This is a genomic window from Apibacter sp. B2966 (assembly GCF_011082485.1).
GTDB lineage: Bacteria > Bacteroidota > Bacteroidia > Flavobacteriales > Weeksellaceae > Apibacter.
Genome location: NZ_CP049714.1, coordinates 1,864,974 through 1,883,193 on the forward strand (window position 1 = coordinate 1,864,974; position 18,220 = coordinate 1,883,193).

At 32.4% G+C, this 18,220-nt stretch carries 17 protein-coding genes; 3 read left to right on the forward strand and 14 right to left on the reverse strand.

Features of this window, described 5'->3' with window-relative positions:
- Nucleotides 1–78 precede the first annotated feature (78 nt).
- From G8C43_RS07965 to mraZ, 14 genes are read right to left on the reverse strand one after another with little or no spacing between them, the layout of a single operon-like run.
- Nucleotides 79–525 (reverse strand): GatB/YqeY domain-containing protein, encoded by a 447-nt coding sequence (locus tag G8C43_RS07965; protein ID WP_166005295.1) that lies wholly within the window; start codon nucleotides 523–525, stop codon nucleotides 79–81.
- A 22-nt stretch (nucleotides 526–547) separates the two neighbouring features.
- Complete coding sequence (gene ftsZ / locus G8C43_RS07970) at nucleotides 548–2,374, reverse strand: cell division protein FtsZ (protein WP_166005297.1); 1,827 nt, start codon at nucleotides 2,372–2,374, stop codon at nucleotides 548–550.
- Nucleotides 2,375–2,388: 14 nt separating this feature from the next.
- Nucleotides 2,389–3,765 (reverse strand): cell division protein FtsA, encoded by a 1,377-nt coding sequence (gene ftsA, locus G8C43_RS07975; RefSeq protein ID WP_160557536.1) that lies wholly within the window; start codon nucleotides 3,763–3,765, stop codon nucleotides 2,389–2,391.
- Between the two features lie 2 nt (nucleotides 3,766–3,767).
- Entirely contained in the window at nucleotides 3,768–4,436 is a 669-nt protein-coding gene (locus G8C43_RS07980; RefSeq protein ID WP_166005299.1) for a cell division protein FtsQ/DivIB, read from the reverse strand.
- Nucleotides 4,437–4,479: 43 nt separating this feature from the next.
- Nucleotides 4,480–5,841: a UDP-N-acetylmuramate--L-alanine ligase gene (gene murC, locus G8C43_RS07985; RefSeq protein WP_166005301.1), complete on the reverse strand. Its 1,362-nt coding sequence runs from the start codon at nucleotides 5,839–5,841 to the stop codon at nucleotides 4,480–4,482.
- A gap of 3 nt (nucleotides 5,842–5,844) precedes the next feature.
- Nucleotides 5,845–6,945, reverse strand: coding sequence for an undecaprenyldiphospho-muramoylpentapeptide beta-N-acetylglucosaminyltransferase (gene murG / locus G8C43_RS07990; protein WP_166005303.1), 1,101 nt, complete (start codon nucleotides 6,943–6,945; stop codon nucleotides 5,845–5,847).
- Entirely contained in the window at nucleotides 6,932–8,122 is a 1,191-nt protein-coding gene (locus G8C43_RS07995) for an FtsW/RodA/SpoVE family cell cycle protein (protein WP_160568100.1), read from the reverse strand. Before G8C43_RS07995 ends, murG begins: the two co-directional genes overlap by 14 nt.
- A 3-nt stretch (nucleotides 8,123–8,125) precedes the next feature.
- Nucleotides 8,126–9,460, reverse strand: coding sequence for a UDP-N-acetylmuramoyl-L-alanine--D-glutamate ligase (gene murD / locus G8C43_RS08000; RefSeq protein WP_166005305.1), 1,335 nt, complete (start codon nucleotides 9,458–9,460; stop codon nucleotides 8,126–8,128).
- Nucleotides 9,461–9,466: 6 nt separating this feature from the next.
- Nucleotides 9,467–10,690 (reverse strand): phospho-N-acetylmuramoyl-pentapeptide-transferase, encoded by a 1,224-nt coding sequence (gene mraY / locus G8C43_RS08005; protein ID WP_105297100.1) that lies wholly within the window; start codon nucleotides 10,688–10,690, stop codon nucleotides 9,467–9,469.
- Nucleotides 10,691–10,695: 5 nt separating this feature from the next.
- Complete coding sequence (locus G8C43_RS08010) at nucleotides 10,696–12,153, reverse strand: UDP-N-acetylmuramoyl-L-alanyl-D-glutamate--2,6-diaminopimelate ligase (protein ID WP_160568093.1); 1,458 nt, start codon at nucleotides 12,151–12,153, stop codon at nucleotides 10,696–10,698.
- Nucleotides 12,150–14,114, reverse strand: a complete 1,965-nt coding sequence (locus G8C43_RS08015) for a penicillin-binding protein (RefSeq protein WP_160542439.1) — start codon at nucleotides 14,112–14,114, stop codon at nucleotides 12,150–12,152. Before G8C43_RS08015 ends, G8C43_RS08010 begins: the two co-directional genes overlap by 4 nt.
- Complete coding sequence (locus G8C43_RS08020; RefSeq protein ID WP_160557529.1) at nucleotides 14,107–14,457, reverse strand: FtsL-like putative cell division protein; 351 nt, start codon at nucleotides 14,455–14,457, stop codon at nucleotides 14,107–14,109. Before G8C43_RS08020 ends, G8C43_RS08015 begins: the two co-directional genes overlap by 8 nt.
- A 1-nt stretch (nucleotide 14,458) precedes the next feature.
- Nucleotides 14,459–15,358 carry a 16S rRNA (cytosine(1402)-N(4))-methyltransferase RsmH gene (rsmH, locus tag G8C43_RS08025; RefSeq protein ID WP_166005307.1) on the reverse strand — a complete coding sequence of 300 codons (900 nt, stop codon included), beginning with the start codon at nucleotides 15,356–15,358 and terminating at the stop codon, nucleotides 14,459–14,461.
- Nucleotides 15,345–15,812, reverse strand: a complete 468-nt coding sequence (mraZ, locus tag G8C43_RS08030) for a division/cell wall cluster transcriptional repressor MraZ (RefSeq protein ID WP_105297105.1) — start codon at nucleotides 15,810–15,812, stop codon at nucleotides 15,345–15,347. Before mraZ ends, rsmH begins: the two co-directional genes overlap by 14 nt.
- Nucleotides 15,813–16,008: 196 nt before the next feature.
- Here mraZ and G8C43_RS08035 point away from each other — a divergent pair, with 196 nt between their 5' ends.
- The 3 genes from G8C43_RS08035 to rlmB all read left to right on the forward strand — a co-directional run bounded on the left by G8C43_RS08035 (nucleotide 16,009) and on the right by rlmB (nucleotide 18,215).
- Nucleotides 16,009–16,773, forward strand: a complete 765-nt coding sequence (locus G8C43_RS08035; RefSeq protein ID WP_105297106.1) for an alpha/beta fold hydrolase — start codon at nucleotides 16,009–16,011, stop codon at nucleotides 16,771–16,773.
- A gap of 11 nt (nucleotides 16,774–16,784) precedes the next feature.
- Nucleotides 16,785–17,408: a ribosome biogenesis GTP-binding protein YihA/YsxC gene (gene yihA, locus G8C43_RS08040; RefSeq protein ID WP_105297189.1), complete on the forward strand. Its 624-nt coding sequence runs from the start codon at nucleotides 16,785–16,787 to the stop codon at nucleotides 17,406–17,408.
- 63 nt (nucleotides 17,409–17,471) lie between these two features.
- Entirely contained in the window at nucleotides 17,472–18,215 is a 744-nt protein-coding gene (gene rlmB, locus G8C43_RS08045) for a 23S rRNA (guanosine(2251)-2'-O)-methyltransferase RlmB (RefSeq protein WP_166005310.1), read from the forward strand.
- The last annotated feature ends 5 nt before the right edge of the window (nucleotides 18,216–18,220 follow it).

Genomic DNA, 18,220 nt, shown 5'->3' on the forward strand with positions numbered 1-18,220 from the left:
AAAAGACATTCATTTACGAATGTCTTTTTTAATTTAAAAAAGCCGACTGATACTATCGGCTTACATACAAAAGATAAATTAGGACAACAACTTCCTAACAGTTTCTGATATTGTTTTTCCTTCGGATTTTCCTTGTAATTTTTTTGAAGCTATGCCCATAACCTTTCCCAGATCTTTAATATCTTGAGCACCGGTTTCGGCTATAATCTCTCGAAGTTCTTTTTCTAATTCTTCAGGAGTAAGTTGTGCCGGAAGGAATTGCTCAATGACTTTTGCTTGTGCTAATTCATTTTCAGCCAATTCATTCCTGTTATTAGCTAAAAATTGTTCATAAGCCTCTTTTCTTTGCTTAACCAATCTTTGTAATAAAGCAATTTCCTGGTCCGGAGAAATATCTTCCGTCTTACCATCTGTTTTAAGTAATAATAATTGAGATTTAATAGCTCGTAATGATTCCAATGCTACTTTATCTTTATCTTTCATGGCGATTTTCATCGCATCCATTATTTTAGTTTCTAAGCTCATAATTATTTGTTTTAGTTAGGGACTAATCAACATTATCATGGAAAAAATTATTCGGTCGTATTTGAACTTCATTAGAATTTTTGTTAAAGTACATATCCGAACTTTTATTAGAATCTATATTTTCATCTAAATTAATGCCTTGTCTTTTATAAGCCGGAACTTTTTCCACTTCATCAACATTTTGTTTAGATAATCCTTGAAATTTGCTGTTCAGTTTTTTCAATCGTTCTCTTCTTTCTTGGATTTTTTTCTCCATAAGCTCATTTAAAGATTCTGAAGAATAATTTTTATCTTCAGAAACGGTTTGATCTTCTGTGAAAATTTCCTTTTTTTCTTCAGGAAGCTGAAACTTGTTATTATAAGAACTAAATTCTTCGGTTTCTGTTTGAAAATTTACTTTTTGAGTAAAATCCTCAGCTTCATCTAAAGTGAATATAGTCGATTGGTTTACAGGAGGCTCGGGAAGTTTATCTTCTTTGATTTCCTTAAATGTATTTTCTGTATTAGAAAATAAAGTTGTTTCATTATTTTGGGGAGGATATACATCCTTTTTAATAATATTTATTTCCTCATCAATGGGAAAAGAGGGAACAATCGGATCTTTTCTGTTAGATATTCCGAAAGTGGTTACCTCTTCTTCATCTTCTAGAGTTATTATTTTTTGAATCGTTTTTTCTTCGTTTTTTTCCTGAATATAATTTCCTTTATTAATTGAAGAAATTATTTGTGGTTCATCAGATCTATTATCTTTTTGACTATTGAAATTTGCAGCTTTTGCATTTCCTAAATTCAAGGGATTGGAAGTTGGAAAATCATCAGTTAATGTGTGTACAATTTTCTCTTTTTCTTTACCGCTGTTTCTTTCATCGTCCACAGGAAAACCGGTTGCAATGACAGTTACTCTGATACTATCTCCTAAACTTTCATCCTCACCGATACCCATAATAATATTTGTACTATTACCGGCCTCAGATTGAATATAATCGTTAATGATACCTATTTCGTCTACTGTTATCTCATCATCGCCGGATACGATTAACAATAATACATTCTTAGCTCCCGTAATTTTATTATCATTAAGCAAAGGAGAATCCAAGGCAGCCATGATAGCATCCTGGGCTTTGTTAGGTCCGGAAGAAACAGCAGATCCCATGATGGCAGTTCCGCTATCTGCCAGAACGGTTTTAGCATCACGTAAATCTATATTGATGGAGTAATTTTTGGTAATAACTTCAGCAATTCCTTTTGCAGCTGTGCTTAGCACCTCATTGGATTTTGAGAATCCGGATTTATAACCCAAGTTTCCATACAATTCTCTCAACTTATCGTTTTTTACGACAATTAAAGAGTCAACGTTTTTCCTGATTTTTTCAAGACCTTTTTCTGCTTGTTCCAATCGCGATTTACCTTCAAAAGAGAAAGGAATAGTGACAATACCAACAGTTAGAATACCCATTTCTTTTGCAATACCCGAAATAATAGGCGCCGCTCCTGTACCGGTTCCTCCTCCCATTCCTGCGGTAATGAAAACCATTTTAGTTTGATCACCTAAAGCATTTTTAATGTCATCTATACTCTCTAGAGCAGCCTGTTCTCCGATTTCAGGATTGGCTCCGGCTCCTAAACCTTCCGTAATGGTATTTCCCAACTGAATTTTATTTGGGATAGGATTATTGATTAATGCCTGTGCATCCGTATTGCAAATTATAAAATCTACACCGGTAATGCCTTGATCATACATATAACCAACAGCATTATTTCCTCCACCTCCGACACCAATTACCTTGATGGCTGAAGTTTTATTTTTGGGCAGCTCAAAAAATAGCTTATTGTTCTCTGTATTATCCATTGTATTCTATCTGTTTATTCTGTATCGTTAATATATTTAATAAATTTTTCTTGAAAAGAAGCGAATATAGATTTTTTCTTTTCTTTACTTTTCTTCTTTTCTTCTTTCAAAGTTTTTTGCTCAATATTTAGGGTAGTTGTATTAGAATTTTCAGTCGGAATATCTGAAGAAACTTCAGGTTTCTTTATATTTTTAGTTTCCTGTTGAATTTTATTTTTCTTTAGTTCAAGATTATTGAGCCCTGTCATTAATAATCCTATGGCAGTAGCATATTCAGGACTGGCTAATTCTTCAGGCTGTCCTCCGGCTAAATGTTCATTACAATAACCAATGCGAACATCCATACCTGTGGTATATTCTGTTAATTGCCTTAAGTGCTTTAACTTAGAACCACCTCCCGTCATTACGATTCCGGCAATCAATTTTTTCTTTTGCTCCTCACATCCGTAATTTTTTAACTCTAAATAAGCTAAGGAAATAATTTCTTCAACCCTTGCATGTATAATTTGAGATAATTTCTTAACGGTAATTTCTTTGGGTTCTCTTCCGTGTAATCCGGGTATACTGATGACTTCAATCTCTTTATTTTCAGAAGGCCAGGCAGAACCATATTTAACTTTTAAAATCTCTGCTTGTCTTTCAATAATTGAACAACCTGATTTGATATCATCAGTAATCACATTTCCACCGAAAGGTATTACCGCTGTATGACGAATAATATTATCTTTAAAAACGGCAATATCGGTTGTACCTCCTCCTACATCGATCAAAGCAACTCCGGCTTCTTTTTCTTCTTGACTCAAAACCGCATCCGAAGAGGCAAGGGGTTCCAATGTTATACCTACTAAATTTAACCCTGCTTCTTTAACACATCTGGCAATATTTCTAATTAAAGAAATTTGACCAACTACAACATGAAAATTAGCTTCCAATCTGCTACCGTGGAAACCTCTCGGTTCAATAATTTCAGATTGAGAATCAACCTTGTATTCTTGAGGAAGAACATGTATAATTTCTTCTCCCGGAAGCATGACTAGTTTATGTACTTGTTCTTTTAACTTTTCAATATCCGTATCGTCAATAACATCTTCAAAGTTAGGTCTGGAAATATAATCGCTGTGTTGAAGACTTCTAATATGTTGTCCTGCAATTCCAACAGTAACATCGGTAATTTTGTAATTTGCTGCTTTTTCAGCCTCAGAAATTGCTTTTTTTATTGAATCAATAGTCTGAGTAATATTATTTACTACACCCCGATGAACGCCTAAACTTTTAGCTCTTCCCATTCCCAGAATAACCAATTTTCCATGTTCATTCCTTTGCCCAACTATAGCAACAATCTTTGTTGTGCCTATATCCAAACCTACTGCAATATTGTTGTTGTTGTCCATATTTATCTCTTTGTTGCAACTATTTGATTGTCATATTTTAAACTTATTTTCTTATAAACGCCAAAACCTACATAATCTAGATATTGTTTGTAAAATTCTTTTAGATTTGTAAGTTTCTGATGATTGTTTTTAAGATCACCATATTCTATATATACTCCGGCTACATTTAAAAGTAAATTATAACTATTTTTTTTGTCTTTATCAATGCTTATAATGTGATTTTTTAATATCTTGTCTTCACTTATTAATTGAGATAATTTCACTAATTTTTTATATTCCTCTGCTTTAATATCACCACTTACAAGTAAACAAGGCAATGAAAAGTTTTGGGACAAAGGAAATTTCGTACCGTATTGATCCAAATAAAATTCATCATTAGGAGTCTTAATTCGAACAATTGGAATTTTTTGACTCACATGTATATTTAGGGAACCATTTAAGTCTATATAAACATTACTGTTTGAAATAAACGGTATGGTATCCAAATTTTCTTCGGTTTTTGAAATATCTATATCTTTTATTTTACTTGCTTTCTTTTCATTTTTTGATGATCGGTTGACAATGTCATAAACCATGGCATTGGTAATAAAATGTATATAATCAGAATTATCAATTAGAATACTTACGTTATCTATACTTTTATCATTATGTCTTCGAACTGCAAAGTTCATCAAAAATCCTAGTACTATTAGTAATAAAAAAATTTTAATTAATCTATATTTTAATTTCATTAAGCCAATTTATAATGGGATCATATAAGGTATCAATATTACCGGCTCCTATAGTTAAGAGCACATCAAAATCTTTTGTCTTAATACTTTTTAAAACATTATCAATCGAGCATATTTCCTTGTCATCAAGTTGTATTTTATCCGCCAACCATTCCGAAGTTATTCCCTCGATAGGAGTTTCTCTGGCCGGGTAGATGTCCAATAAAATAAGCGTATCTGTTTTGCTGAGACTTTTAGCAAAATCCTCTGCAAAGTCAGCAGTCCTTGAATATAAGTGAGGCTGAAATACTGTCAGTAATTTTTTGGTAGGATACAAATTTCTAATTGTATCGATTACAGCATTGATTTCAGTTGGATGATGGGCATAATCATCGATGTAAATTTTATTATTTTCAAATACATGTTTATTAAATCTTCGTAAAACCCCTTTAAAATCAACTAAAGCCTTACGTAGTATATCGGCTTCAATACCCAGTTGTAAGCTGATTGCTAAAGCGGCTATTGCATTTTCAACATTGTGTTTTCCGGGTATGGGTACAATAAAATCTTTTATAATTTGGTGAGGCGCTACTAAATCAAAATGGAATTGCCCATTGATTATCTGTATATTTTCAGCATAATAATCAGCCTTTTCATTAGCTGAATAAGTAAGATGCTTTGCATTGATGGGTAACCCTTTTTTAACTATTAAAAATCCGTTTTCGGGAATTAAGTTCGCAAATTGATTAAAAGATTCAATTATATTTTCATGATTTCCATAAATATCCAAGTGATCAGAATCTGTAGATGTTATAGCTGCCATGTTTGGAGAAAGGGATAAGAAGGACCGATCAAATTCATCAGCTTCAACAATGGAAATCTTGGCCCCATTGTAAATGAAGTTAGAATTATAATTGGCAGAAATACCGCCTAAAAAAGCAGTAGCAGGTAAATTTGCATACTTACAAATATGTCCTAATAAGGTTGAAGTTGTCGTCTTTCCATGAGTTCCTGCAATAGCTAAACACAGAGTACTTTTAGTGATTTCACCTAAAACTTGGGATCGTTTGAAAAGTGTAAATCCTTTTTCAATAAAATAGTGTTTAATTTTTAAATTTTCAGGTATAGCTGGTGTATAAATCACTACCGTATCCTCTTTGGAAATATTTTTCGGAAGTAATGATATCGTATCCTCATAAATAATAGATATATTTTCCTTTTCCAGGTTATGAGTCAGTTTAGTAGGAGTCTTATCATATCCATACACTGTTGCATTGGAAAATTTGAAATAACGAGCCAAAGCACTCATTCCTATTCCTCCAATTCCTATAAAGTAATAATTTTTATATGTATGAATATCTTTCATAGACTAGTAAATTTTCAATTCATTTAATATATGAGTTACAATTTCTTCAGTTGCATTGGGCTTAGCCAATTTAACAATATTTTCAGACAATAGTTCTCTTTCTTTTTTATCGTTACAAAGATTTTGTATCTCGCTTAATAATTTTTGAGAAACCTCTGAATCCTTTACCATTTTTGCAGCGTTTGCGTTAACTAATTGCCGGGCATTTTTAGTTTGATGATCTTCTGCAGCAAAGGGGAAAGGTATAAGTATTGTTGGCTTTCCGGCTAAGGTTAATTCCGAAATGGCTATTGCTCCGGCTCTAGATATAATGATATCAGCGGCAGCGTAAGCAACGGACATATCTTTTATAAACTCAAAAATAAATATATTGTTGTGTTTTAAGTTGTTATTAACTTTAATATCAGAATAATCCAATTTTCCGGTTTGCCATATGATTTGAATATTGGTATCAGCAATTATCTTGGAATTTTCCTTCCAAAAATTATTGATAGTTCTCGAACCTAAAGACCCTCCTATAGATAAAATTGCCAATTTCGATGGATCGAGTCCTAATTCTTTTTTTGCTTGTTCTTGAGTTATAGTTCCAAATAAAGATTTCCTAACAGGATTTCCCGTAACATATAAGTTATCTTTTGGGAAATAGTTTTCCATGCCTTCATAAGCAACAAAAATTCCTTTGGCTTTAGTTCCAAGTTTTCTATTGGTAATACCGGGAAACGAATTTTGTTCTTGTATAAAAGTGGGAATGTTTGCTTGAGCCGCAACATATAAAGCAGGCCCGGATGCATATCCGCCGGTACCTATTGCCGCATTCGGTTGGAAAGATTTAATAATTTTCCGTGATTTTATTAGGCTCGAAATAACCTTAAAAGGAAATTTAAAGTTAGACAGCATGGACGATCGTGAAATTCCTGAGATCCATAATCCTTCAATAGCATAACCGGCTTGAGGTACTTTTTCCATTTCCATTTTATTTTCCGAACCAATAAACAGAAATTCTGCATTAGGAATACGATGTTTTATTTCATCTGCAATGGCAATTGCAGGAAAAATATGTCCACCGGTTCCACCTCCGCTTATTATAAATCTAGGCGATCTCATAATTTATATCTCCTTTATTATTTTCTTTAACTGTGTTTTCATTTGAAACAATATCACGACTTACACTAATAATAATCCCTAAAGCCATATAAGTTACCCACATGGATGTTCCTCCGTAACTTAATATGGGTAGAGGCTGTCCGGTAACCGGAATTAAATTAACGGCTACAGCCATGTTGGAAAATGCCTGAAATATAACCGGTAGACCAATACCCACCACTAATAAAGTACCGAATATATTTTCCACCTTAGTGGCTATAACAATGATTCTCCAAAGTATAAGTAAATAAAGGAAAAAACATAAAAACACACCTGCATAACCGTATTCCTCTACTATAATAGCAAATATAAAATCCGAAGAAGATTGAGGTAAAGATTGCTTAAAAGCGCTTTTTCCCGGTCCTCTGGGTATAATACCGCCCTGAACTATAGCTGCTTTAGCTTGTTGTACCTGGTAACTTTCTTCTCCATCTTCTCCTGCAAAGTTTTCAATTCTGCTCTTCCAAGTATGAACCCTGTGGCCGGGAAACATATCCGGATATTCCAACACGATTGTTATAAAAAGAATAGCCACAATTATACCAACCCCGATAATTGAAAGTAATATTTTGATAGGATATCCCCCGATAAACAATAAAGCTAAAACCATCAAAAAAATTAAAATTCCCGTTGATCCGTTTGCAGGAAATATAAGTCCGACTACCATAAAAATAGGTAGTAAAATAGGTACAAAACTATTATTGAAAGTTATTTCTTTATCTTTATTTCTATCAAGATATCGGGCAACATATATATTTAATACTAATGCCGCAAAAACAGAGGTTTGAAAGGCAAATGGAACCCCCGGAAGTTTCAACCAACGGGAAGCATTTGCTCCATCAATACTTTTTCCTTGCATTAAAGTAAGTATCAATAAAAAAATAACTACCGGTAATAATAATTTGGAAAATCCGCCAAAATATTTATAATCAATTTTTTGAAAAATAAAAACAATACCTATTCCGACTATGATAAACCCGGCATGTTTGGCAAAATGTCCCAAAACAGATCCTTGTCCGACTACATATTGCAAATTCGAACTGGCAGAATATACGGGTAAGAAGGAAGCTAACGAAATCAGTAATATCGCTGCCCAAAGAGTTATGTCTCCCTTAAAGTATTGTTTTAATTTTCTCATTTATTAAAGTTTTCTAACTTCCTCCTTAAACTGATTTCCTCGATCTTCATAATTTTTAAATAAATCGAAACTTGCACATGCAGGTGAAAGAAGTACAGAATCTCCTTTTGAGCCTAAACTATAGGCTGCATTTACGGCATCTTTCATACATTTAGTTTCAACAATGTTTGAAACTATATCCTGAAAAGTATCAATTATCTTTTTATTATCAACACCTAAGCAAACTATGGCTTTGACTTTTCTTTGAACAAATGGGATCAGTTCACTGTAGTCATTTCCTTTGTCAGTTCCTCCCACAATCCAGATCACCGGAGTTTTCATACTTTCTAAAGCATAATAAACAGAATTTACATTGGTCGCCTTACTGTCGTTAATAAAATTAATTCCATTAATTTTTAAAACAAATTCCAAACGGTGTTCTACCGCTTCAAAATCCATTAAACTTTGTTTTATGAAATCATTTTTAATTTTAGATAGTTTTCCTGCAATTCCTGCTGCCATGGAATTGGCAATATTGTGTTTTCCTGTAAGTGCTAATTCGTTGATTTTCATTTTAAAAGTGTCTGAGTTAATGTGGAAGTTTATATTTTCATGATCGCTGAAAGCTCCGTTTTCTATTTTCTTATGTAAAGAAAAAGGAAGCTTTTGCGCTTTAGTATTGTGATTTTGAAACCAATTAGTAGTCATTGGATCATCCTCATTATATATAAAATAATCCTTAATATCTTGATTTTTAGTTATTGTAAATTTTGCATCGATATATTTTTGATAGGTGTATTCATATCGATCGAGATGGTCAGGACTTAAATTCAAGACCATAGCTATATGAGGTTTGAAGTTTTGAATGTCATCTAACTGAAAACTACTAATTTCAAGTATATAATAATCAAAATTTTCTTCAGCTACCTGCCAAGCAAAGCTTTTACCGATATTTCCTGCCAATCCAACTGAATAACCTGCTTTTTTAAACATATGGTAGGTTAATGAGGTAGTGGTTGTTTTACCATTTGAACCGGTAATTGCAATAAGTGTAGCATCGGTATATTGCGAGGCAAATTCAATTTCTGATGAAATAAGAATTTGTCTTTCATTAATTTTTTGAATTATGGGTGATTTTTTAGGTATCCCCGGGCTTTTTATGATCCAATCAGCATTGAGTATTAATGCCTCTGTATGTTGTTTTTCTTCAAATGGAATTCCCTTTTCAGATAAAATTGCTTTATATTCTTCTTTTATAGAACCCATATCGGAAAGAAAAACGTCAAATCCGACTTTTTTTCCTAATATGGCTGCACCTACGCCACTTTCTCCACCTCCTAATATAACTAACCTTTTCATTTCTTTTTATCTTACTTTTAGGGTTATGATACAGAATATGGCCAGCATAATTCCAATAATCCAAAAACGGGTTACTATTTTACTTTCGTGATATCCTAATTTTTGAAAATGGTGATGAAGGGGAGACATTAAAAATATTCTTTTTCCTTCTCCGTATTTTTTCTTAGTATATTTAAAATAAATTACCTGGAGTATTACAGAAAGATTTTCAATTAAAAATATTCCGCACAATACAGGGATTAGTAATTCTTTTCTTAAAACTATAGCTAAAACTGCGATAACGCCTCCGATAGTAAGACTTCCCGTATCTCCCATAAATATTTGAGCCGGATACGTGTTATACCATAAAAAGCCGATCAAAGCACCGGCAAAGGCTGCCGAAAATATTACTATTTCGCCCGAATTAGGAATATACATCAGATTTAAGTAATCTGCCATCATTATATTACCGGATACATAAGCAAATAAAGCTAATGTGGTAACAATAATTGCTGAGCTTCCTGCTGCTAGTCCGTCAATCCCATCGGTGAGGTTGGCTCCGTTAGAAACTGCAGTAACAATAGTTATAACTACCGGAATTAAAATGATCCATACCAAATCTTCTGATTCTTTTTCATCCATTCCTATCCATTTGAGAACCTTTCCGTAATCAAATTGATTGTTTTTAAAAAATGGAATAGTAGTTTTAAATGTTTTTTCTCTGGGATAGAAATCTTTTGCGAATTCTATATTATGTGAGCCTTCAATTTTTTCTTTGATTACTATATCTTTATTTGTATATAAAACTACTCCCACAAAAATACCGAGACTTATCTGACCTAAAACTTTGAATTTACCTTTTAATCCGACTTTATTTTTTTTATGAATTTTTAAAAAATCGTCTAAAAAGCCAATAATTCCCATCCAAATGGTTGATATGACTAATATAATAATATAGATGTTGTTTAATTTACAAAATAAAAGTACCGGAATCAACGTTGCCAAGATGATAATAATTCCTCCCATAGTCGGAGTACCTTCTTTTTCTTTTTGTCCGCTAAGTCCCAGCTCTCTTACTGTTTCACCTAATTGTTTTCTACGAAGGAAATTGATAATTTTTTTACCAATAATTAAAGAGATAAATAGAGATGTAAATACCGCTGCTAAGGCTCGGAATGTAATATATCTATATAAACCGCTTCCGGGTATATAATAATTTACATTTAAATAATCAAATAAGTGGTAAAGCATCCTTTTTATGTGTTTTTTAATAATTCTTTAGCTATTTTCATATCATCAAATGGAAAATGCTTTCCATTAATTTCTTGATAATTTTCATGTCCTTTTCCTGCAATCAGGATTATATCTTTAGGTGCTGCCATTTTAATGGCTGTTCGTATGGCTTGTTTTCTATCAGTTATGGATAAATATTTATTGGTATTTTGAGGTTCAATTCCTGTTTCAATTTCTTGTATTATTTCATCCGGATTTTCATCTCTGGGATTATCGGATGTTATAATTGCTAAATCGGATAATCGAGTGGCAATATTTCCCATTTTAGGTCTTTTCTCCTTATCTCTATGTCCTCCACAACCAAAAACAGTAATCAATTTTTCATTTCTGGTACGGGATTGATTGATGGCCTCCAAAATATTTTGTAACGCATCGGGAGTATGGGCATAATCCACAATAATGTATTTTTTGTCATCACTCACATAGGTTTCAAATCGTCCTTTCACTCGTTGTAATTTACTTAATGCCGTTACAATATCTAAAGAATCAAAGCCTAATTCAGAAGCAATAGTATAAGCTAAAAGTTCATTGTATGCATTGAATTTTCCTGCTAAAACTGTCCAAAATTCTTGATTATTAAATTGTAACAACATTCCGTCTAATCTATTCTCAATAATTTTTCCCTTATACTCTGAATTTGATTTTAAGGAGTAGGTTACTTTTTTAGCGTTCGTATTTTGAAGCATTATAAGACCATTTTTATCATCCATATTAGTGATCGCAATCGCGGTCTTTGGTAATTCATCAAAAAATTTCTTTTTAGCAGCAATATAATTGGAAAACGTTTGGTGATAATCCAAATGGTCATGCGTGATATTTGTAAAAGCTCCAATTTTAAAAGTTAACCCTGCTAACCTATTTTGATGTATTCCGTGGGAACTGACTTCCATGAATGCATATTGACAACCTTCGTCTACTGCTTGAGCTAGTAATTGGTTTATGGTAATAGGATCAGGAGTCGTATGATTTGAATTTAAAACTTTATCTGAAATTCTGTTTTCAATTGTTGAAAGTAAAGCACAACGAAAACCTAATTGTGTAAATAAATTATAAAGTAAAGTTGTTGTGGTGGTCTTACCATTAGTTCCTGTAATCCCTGCAAGTGTCAATTTCTCGGAAGGATTGTCATAAAAGTTTGAAGCGACTATACCTAAAGCTATGCTTGAATTTTTAACCTGAACATAAGTTACGTAATCTGATAACTCTTCAGGAAGTTCCTCGCATACGACAACAGACGCCCCTTGGGTTATTGCTTGGGGTATATATTTATGACCGTCTAAATCGTATCCTTTTATGGCAAAGAAAATATATCCCGATTCAATTTTTCTTGAATCAAAAGAAATATTTTTAATTGAAGAACCAACATTACCAATTAGTTTTTCAATGGATACTTTATATAATAGGTCTGAAAGCTTTTTCATGCGCTTAATTTTAAATATACAGTCATACCTTTTTTTATAGGATAGCCAATTATGGATTGTTCAATGACTTTTCCATTTCCTGAATAAACTACTTTTAATCCCAGGTTTTCCAAAGCGGGGATAGCATCTTTTCCATAATAGCCAATTACGTTTGGTACCAATGCAGTAGAAGGGCTAATAGTTAGCTTTTGGTTTTTAGTTAATAATACATTTATATTTTGTGACTCTTTAGATTTATCTTCTTTGGGAAGATTTAATGGTTTTTTAAGATATACTTTACCTGCTATTTCTTTAAATACAGGAGCGGCAACCTGAGATCCATAAAATCCTTTTTTTGGTTTGTTAATAACTACTATACACGAATATTCAGGATGATCTGCTGGAAAAAATCCGCAGAAAGAGGCTTGATATAATCTGCCTTTTCCTTTATTCCAGTATTCCACCTGAGCAGTTCCTGTTTTACCGGCCATTGATAAATTCGGCGTATAAATACTTTTTGACGTTCCTGTTTCCACGGCATAGGTTAACATTTTCTTTAAATCGTTAATTGCTTTTTGGGAAGCCATTTTTTGATTTATTACTATAGGCGTAAATTTTTCAGTAACGATACCTTTTGATTCAATTTTATACAGAAGTTGAGGTTTCATTAATTTGCCATTGTTAGCTACTCCATTGTAAAAAGTAAGAATTTGCAGCGGAGTAAGTTTTACGCCATAACCGAATGACATCCAAGCAAGGGTAACCGGACTCCATTTTTTACCGTATTTAGGTATGTAAGGAGCGCTTTCTCCGGGTATATCAATGTCTGTTTTTTTATTAATGCCCCATGAATTTATTTTATTTAAAAAATCTTGCGGATTTTTAGAAAAATATTTATCTACCGTTTTAGAAATTCCCACATTGCTCGATTGAGAAAGAACCTGTGATAGAGTGATAATACCGCTTCCGTGATCATCTCGAATGGTATGTTTGTAATATTTCCAATACCCGGGACCAATATCAACCGTGGTATTTGGTTCTACATATCCATCATCCAGAAGAGCCAACATAGATATTGATTTAAATGTTGATCCCGGTTCTGCTGCCTCCCATACAGCAAAATTTCGTAAATCGTCATATCCGCCGTCTTTAGTTCGTTGAAGATTGGTTAGGGCAACAATTTTACCGGTGGCAACTTCCATAACTATAGCACAACCATGATCAGCTTCAGATTTTTCAAGTTGTTCTTGCAAAGCAGAATAAGCAATGTCTTGAATCCTCATGTCTATAGTTGTATACACATCATTTCCATCTTGAGGTTCTAACTCTATATTAATGGGTTTCCACTGTTTTTGATTAATTCTTTGTTGGATTTCTCTTCCGTTTTTACCTTTTAAATAACAAGAAAATGCACCTTCTAACCCTGATTTTCCTCTTTCATCATCAAATCCTAAGGTTCTGATTCCAAATCCTGAAATGGTTTTTATTCTCTCGGTTCTTCTTTCAACTATAAAGCCTCCTTTGTTTTTTCCTTTGTTTAAGATTGGAAAATTTTTAAGTCTGGCAAATTGTTCGTAATCAAGACCTTTGGCTAGTTTTAAGTATTGATTTTCTTTTTTTCTTGCTTCGTTTAATTTTGAATAAAAATAAAAGCTTGGCTTTTTAAACATTTTTTGCAAAGAATCGCATAATGCTCCAATATTATTTTGATACAATTCATTACGGATAGTTTTCATATCCATATATATATCATACTTAGTAATCGTGGTGGCAAGTAAGATACCGTCCGAAGCATATAAATTACCTCTTGCAGCTACAACCTCTACATTTCGGAAATTGGTGGTTTGAGCGAGATTTTTATATTTTTCGGTATCATGAGTTTGAATATAAATAAGGCGAGCAAACACGGATACCGCAAATAATAAAATAAGTGCGGCAACCAAGTAGGTACGTGCTAATATTTTTTTTCGCTCATTATTCATCTTTAACTTTAGGTACCAAAATTTTATAAGGTTGTTTATCTAATGCATGAAGTGAATCAGAGATAACCATGTCTTCTAATTCCGATTCTACTTTCAATTTCATTAGTTTATTATGTATTAAAGCATATCGGGCTTTATATTCTTCTGATTTTTCTTTTAATTCTGAAATTTCAACCACTTTTTCGTCAACTATATGAGAAGAAGAAATTGAAATTAGAGACAAAATCATCATAAATAAAATAAACTTCCAAACGGAAAAAGCATCTCCCTCTACTAAAAATTTTCCTTTTAGTATATCTAAAATAGTTCTACCTTTTTTATTTTTAGCTCTTCTTTTAGCCATTTTACCGTTTTGTTGCTATTCGCATTTTTGCACTACGTGCTCTTGTGTTATCTAAAATTTCTTCCTGATTCGGGATTATAGCTTTTGAATAAGGAATATCAAAAGGTTTTTCCCAATTCCCGTAAATATCTCTTTCTGGCTCTCCTTTAAATAATCCTGTTTTTAAAAATTTTTTAACCAATCGATCTTCAAGCGAATGGTAGGAGATAAACACCAATGTTCCCCCCGGCTTAAGCATTTCATAGCTTTGAGTTAATAGCTCTTTCAAAGCGTTTAATTCGTCATTTACTTCAATTCTAAGTGCTTGAAATAATTGAGCGAAAAATTTATTTTGTTTAAAAGAGGGAATGCTCTTTTCAAATATTACTTTAAGATCTGAGGTTGTTTCTATATGTTTTTCTTTTCTTGCTTCTATAATTTCTCTTGAAATTTTTCTGGATTGTTTTAATTCTCCATATAAATAAAAAATTTCAGCTAATTGATCTTCTGTATAGTTGTTAATAATATCTTTTGCACTCAGGGGTTGTTTATTATTCATCCTCATGTCTAATGGGCCGTCAAAACGAGTGGAAAAACCTCTTAACGGTATATCAAATTGATGGGATGAAACCCCTAAATCGGCAAGTATACCATCAACAGCGTCTACTTTATAAAATCGCAACGAATTTTTCAAATAACGAAAATTCTGTTGAATGAACGTAAAGCGACTATCTTGAATAAGGTTGGCAATTGCATCATAATCTTGATCAAAAGCAAACAGCTTTCCTTCAGGAGATAATTTTTCCAAAATTAAACGAGAGTGCCCTCCGCCGCCAAAAGTGCAGTCTACGTAAATACCTTTGGGATTAGAAATTAAAGCATCTACGCTTGGATGTAATAATACAGGCTTATGATAATTCATCTTCAGATATATTACCCATTACTTCCTCTGCTAAATTGGCAAAGTCTAAATCATTTACATTAACAGAATCTTCATAAAGGTTCTTATCCCATATTTCTATAACATTAATAGCTGCTGCTACTACAATATTTTTTTCAAGCTTAGCAAATTGTATCAAATCTTTACTTATCTGTAAACGTCCGCTGGTATCTATTTCCACATTTTTTAAACCGGCTGTAAATTGGCGGATAAAATCATTATTTTTTTTCACAAAACGGTTTAATTTATTTATTTTGCCCATTACCTGATTCCATTCAGACATGGGGTGAAGCTCTAAACAGGGTTGAAATACGGATCTTTTTAGGACAAAACCTTCTTGCAAAAGGGTATCCATTTGCTTCTTTAAACCTGAAGGGAGCAACATTCTTCCTTTTGAATCAAGGGTACATTCATATGTTCCAATAAGATTTACCATATTAGTCTTCAAAATTAGAAATTATTTTCCACTTTGCTCCACTTTTACCCACTTTTGTTGATAACTTTTGTGGGCTAATTAATTCGGTAAAAAAAGGATATTTAAATACATAAAGAAGGAAAGTTATTAGTAAATAATGTTTTTATTTAGTAATAAATGATGTATTTTTGCATCTGCACAGCAATAAGATTGACTAATGATTTTTAATCTTCGTAAAGAAAAAAAATTTGCATATACGGTAGAGGGAGAAGGCAAACCAATAGTATTATTGCATGGTTTAATGGGTAGTTTAAGCAATTTTTCGGATCAGGTTAATTTTTTTTCCAAAAATGGCTACAAGGTGTATTCTATTGAACTTCCTTTATATTCTCTTCCTACTTTGAGGACTAACGTAATGGGATTAACTAATTATGTGATTAGCTTTCTACAAAAGGTTGTTGATGAGCCATCCATTATTTTGGGGAATTCTTTAGGCGGACATTTAGGATTAATGATTTCTTTGAAAAAACCTCAATATGTTGATTCTTTGGTTTTAACCGGTAGTTCAGGATTGTATGAGAGAAGTTTTGGAGAATCCTATCCTAAAAGAGGTAGCTATGATTATATAAAAAAGAAATCGGAAGAGGTTTTTTATGATCCTAAGATTGCCACTAAAGAATTAGTTGAAGAAGTATATGAAACATTGTCTGACAGGAGCAAAGTTTTAAAAACAATTCACATTGCAAGAAGTGCCATCAAGCATAATTTATCTAAAGAGTTAAAAAATATTCATCAACCGACATGTCTGATTTGGGGAAAACAAGACAATGTAACTCCACCGGAAGTAGCAGAAGAATTTCATGAAGGAATTCCTAATTCTCAATTATTTTGGGTAGATCAATGCGGTCATTCGCCAATGATGGAAAAACCGATTGAATTTAATGAAATTCTTTTTAATTGGCTGAAAGAGATGAAATTGTAGAAAATCAAATCATGAATATATATTCAGCAGAATTTATAAAAAGCAGTAAATTAATTGAAGATTGTCCGGAAGGCAATAAGCCTGAATATGCCTTTATAGGCAGATCTAACGTAGGTAAATCATCTTTAATTAATATGCTTACCAATAAAAAAGGGTTAGCCAAAACTTCATCCACTCCCGGAAAGACTCAATTGATTAATCATTTTTTAATTAATGACAACTGGTATTTAACAGATTTGCCGGGATATGGTTATGCGAAAGCTTCTAAAACGAATAGGGCTGCATTTTCTAAGATGATTGAAAAATATGTGTTGTCTAGAAAAAATTTAGTAAACCTTTTTGTATTAATAGACGCTCGTCATTTACCTCTTAAAATTGATATAGATTTTATCAACTGGCTGGGAGAATCAGGTATCCCTTTTTCATTAATTTTCACCAAGTTGGATAAAGTCACTCAAAAAGAGTTTTCTTTTAATTTTAAAAAGTATTCTCAAGAATTACGTAAAACTTGGGATGATCTTCCTGAAATGTTTAAATCTTCATCAGAAAAGAAGATTGGAAAAGAAGAGATACTTTCTTTTATTGAAGATACCAATAAATATTTGGCAAGAAATAAAATTTATTTTGGAGATTAATAATCTAACCAAATAATTAGTAGAAGCTTGACTAAATACTTATAAATTACCCTCATTAAAAATATGGAAAAAGATTTTATATTCGGAATACGGCCTGTTATGGAGGCTTTAGAGGCAGGAAAAACTTTTGATAAGGTATTTATTCAAAATGGTTTATTAGGAGATAATATTAAAGTCTTGAAGATGAAATTTTCACAAGCGGGAATTCGTGTTAAGTATGTTCCGATTGAAAAATTGAATCGATTGACCCGTAAAAATCATCAAGGTGTATGTGCTTTTCTTTCACCGGTACAATTTTTTTCAATTGAGGATGTTATACCTCAATTGTTTGATGACGGGAAAATGCCATTGGTCCTTATTTTAGATCATTTAACTGACGTTAGAAATTTTGGAGCAATTTGCAGAACAGCAGAAATTGTTGGTGTTGACGTCATAGTTATTCCTGATGAAGGTTCGGCTCCAATCAATTCGGATTCTATTAAAACATCTGCAGGAGCTATTTACAATTTAAAAATTTGCAAGGAGAAGAATTTATTAAAAGTATTGGAGTTTTTAAAGCTTAGTGGTATAAAAGTTGTTAGTGCTACTGAGAAAACAGATACATATTTATATGATGAAGTGTTGGAACTTCCGTTAGCTGTTATTGTAGGAAATGAAGAAAAAGGAATTTCAAGGGATCTGCTTAAAAATTCTGATGCAAAATTAAAGCTGCCTATTTACGGTAAAACGGATTCTTTAAATGTATCTGTAGCTTGTGGCGCCTTTTTATACGAAGTGGTAAGGCAGAATTTAAACTCAAATAAATAAATTTT

Coding starts and splice junctions, on each gene's coding strand:
- G8C43_RS07965 (WP_166005295.1), bottom strand. CDS start 525: ATGAGCTTAGAAACTAAAATAATGGATGCGATGAAAATCGCCATGAAA.
- ftsZ (WP_166005297.1), bottom strand. CDS start 2,374: ATGGATAATACAGAGAACAATAAGCTATTTTTTGAGCTGCCCAAAAAT.
- ftsA (WP_160557536.1), bottom strand. CDS start 3,765: ATGGACAACAACAACAATATTGCAGTAGGTTTGGATATAGGCACAACA.
- G8C43_RS07980 (WP_166005299.1), bottom strand. CDS start 4,436: ATGAACTTTGCAGTTCGAAGACATAATGATAAAAGTATAGATAACGTA.
- murC (WP_166005301.1), bottom strand. CDS start 5,841: ATGAAAGATATTCATACATATAAAAATTATTACTTTATAGGAATTGGA.
- murG (WP_166005303.1), bottom strand. CDS start 6,945: ATGAGATCGCCTAGATTTATAATAAGCGGAGGTGGAACCGGTGGACAT.
- G8C43_RS07995 (WP_160568100.1), bottom strand. CDS start 8,122: ATGAGAAAATTAAAACAATACTTTAAGGGAGACATAACTCTTTGGGCA.
- murD (WP_166005305.1), bottom strand. CDS start 9,460: ATGAAAAGGTTAGTTATATTAGGAGGTGGAGAAAGTGGCGTAGGTGCA.
- mraY (WP_105297100.1), bottom strand. CDS start 10,690: ATGCTTTACCACTTATTTGATTATTTAAATGTAAATTATTATATACCC.
- G8C43_RS08010 (WP_160568093.1), bottom strand. CDS start 12,153: ATGAAAAAGCTTTCAGACCTATTATATAAAGTATCCATTGAAAAACTA.
- G8C43_RS08015 (WP_160542439.1), bottom strand. CDS start 14,114: ATGAATAATGAGCGAAAAAAAATATTAGCACGTACCTACTTGGTTGCC.
- G8C43_RS08020 (WP_160557529.1), bottom strand. CDS start 14,457: ATGGCTAAAAGAAGAGCTAAAAATAAAAAAGGTAGAACTATTTTAGAT.
- rsmH (WP_166005307.1), bottom strand. CDS start 15,358: ATGAATTATCATAAGCCTGTATTATTACATCCAAGCGTAGATGCTTTA.
- mraZ (WP_105297105.1), bottom strand. CDS start 15,812: ATGGTAAATCTTATTGGAACATATGAATGTACCCTTGATTCAAAAGGA.
- G8C43_RS08035 (WP_105297106.1), top strand. CDS start 16,009: ATGATTTTTAATCTTCGTAAAGAAAAAAAATTTGCATATACGGTAGAG.
- yihA (WP_105297189.1), top strand. CDS start 16,785: ATGAATATATATTCAGCAGAATTTATAAAAAGCAGTAAATTAATTGAA.
- rlmB (WP_166005310.1), top strand. CDS start 17,472: ATGGAAAAAGATTTTATATTCGGAATACGGCCTGTTATGGAGGCTTTA.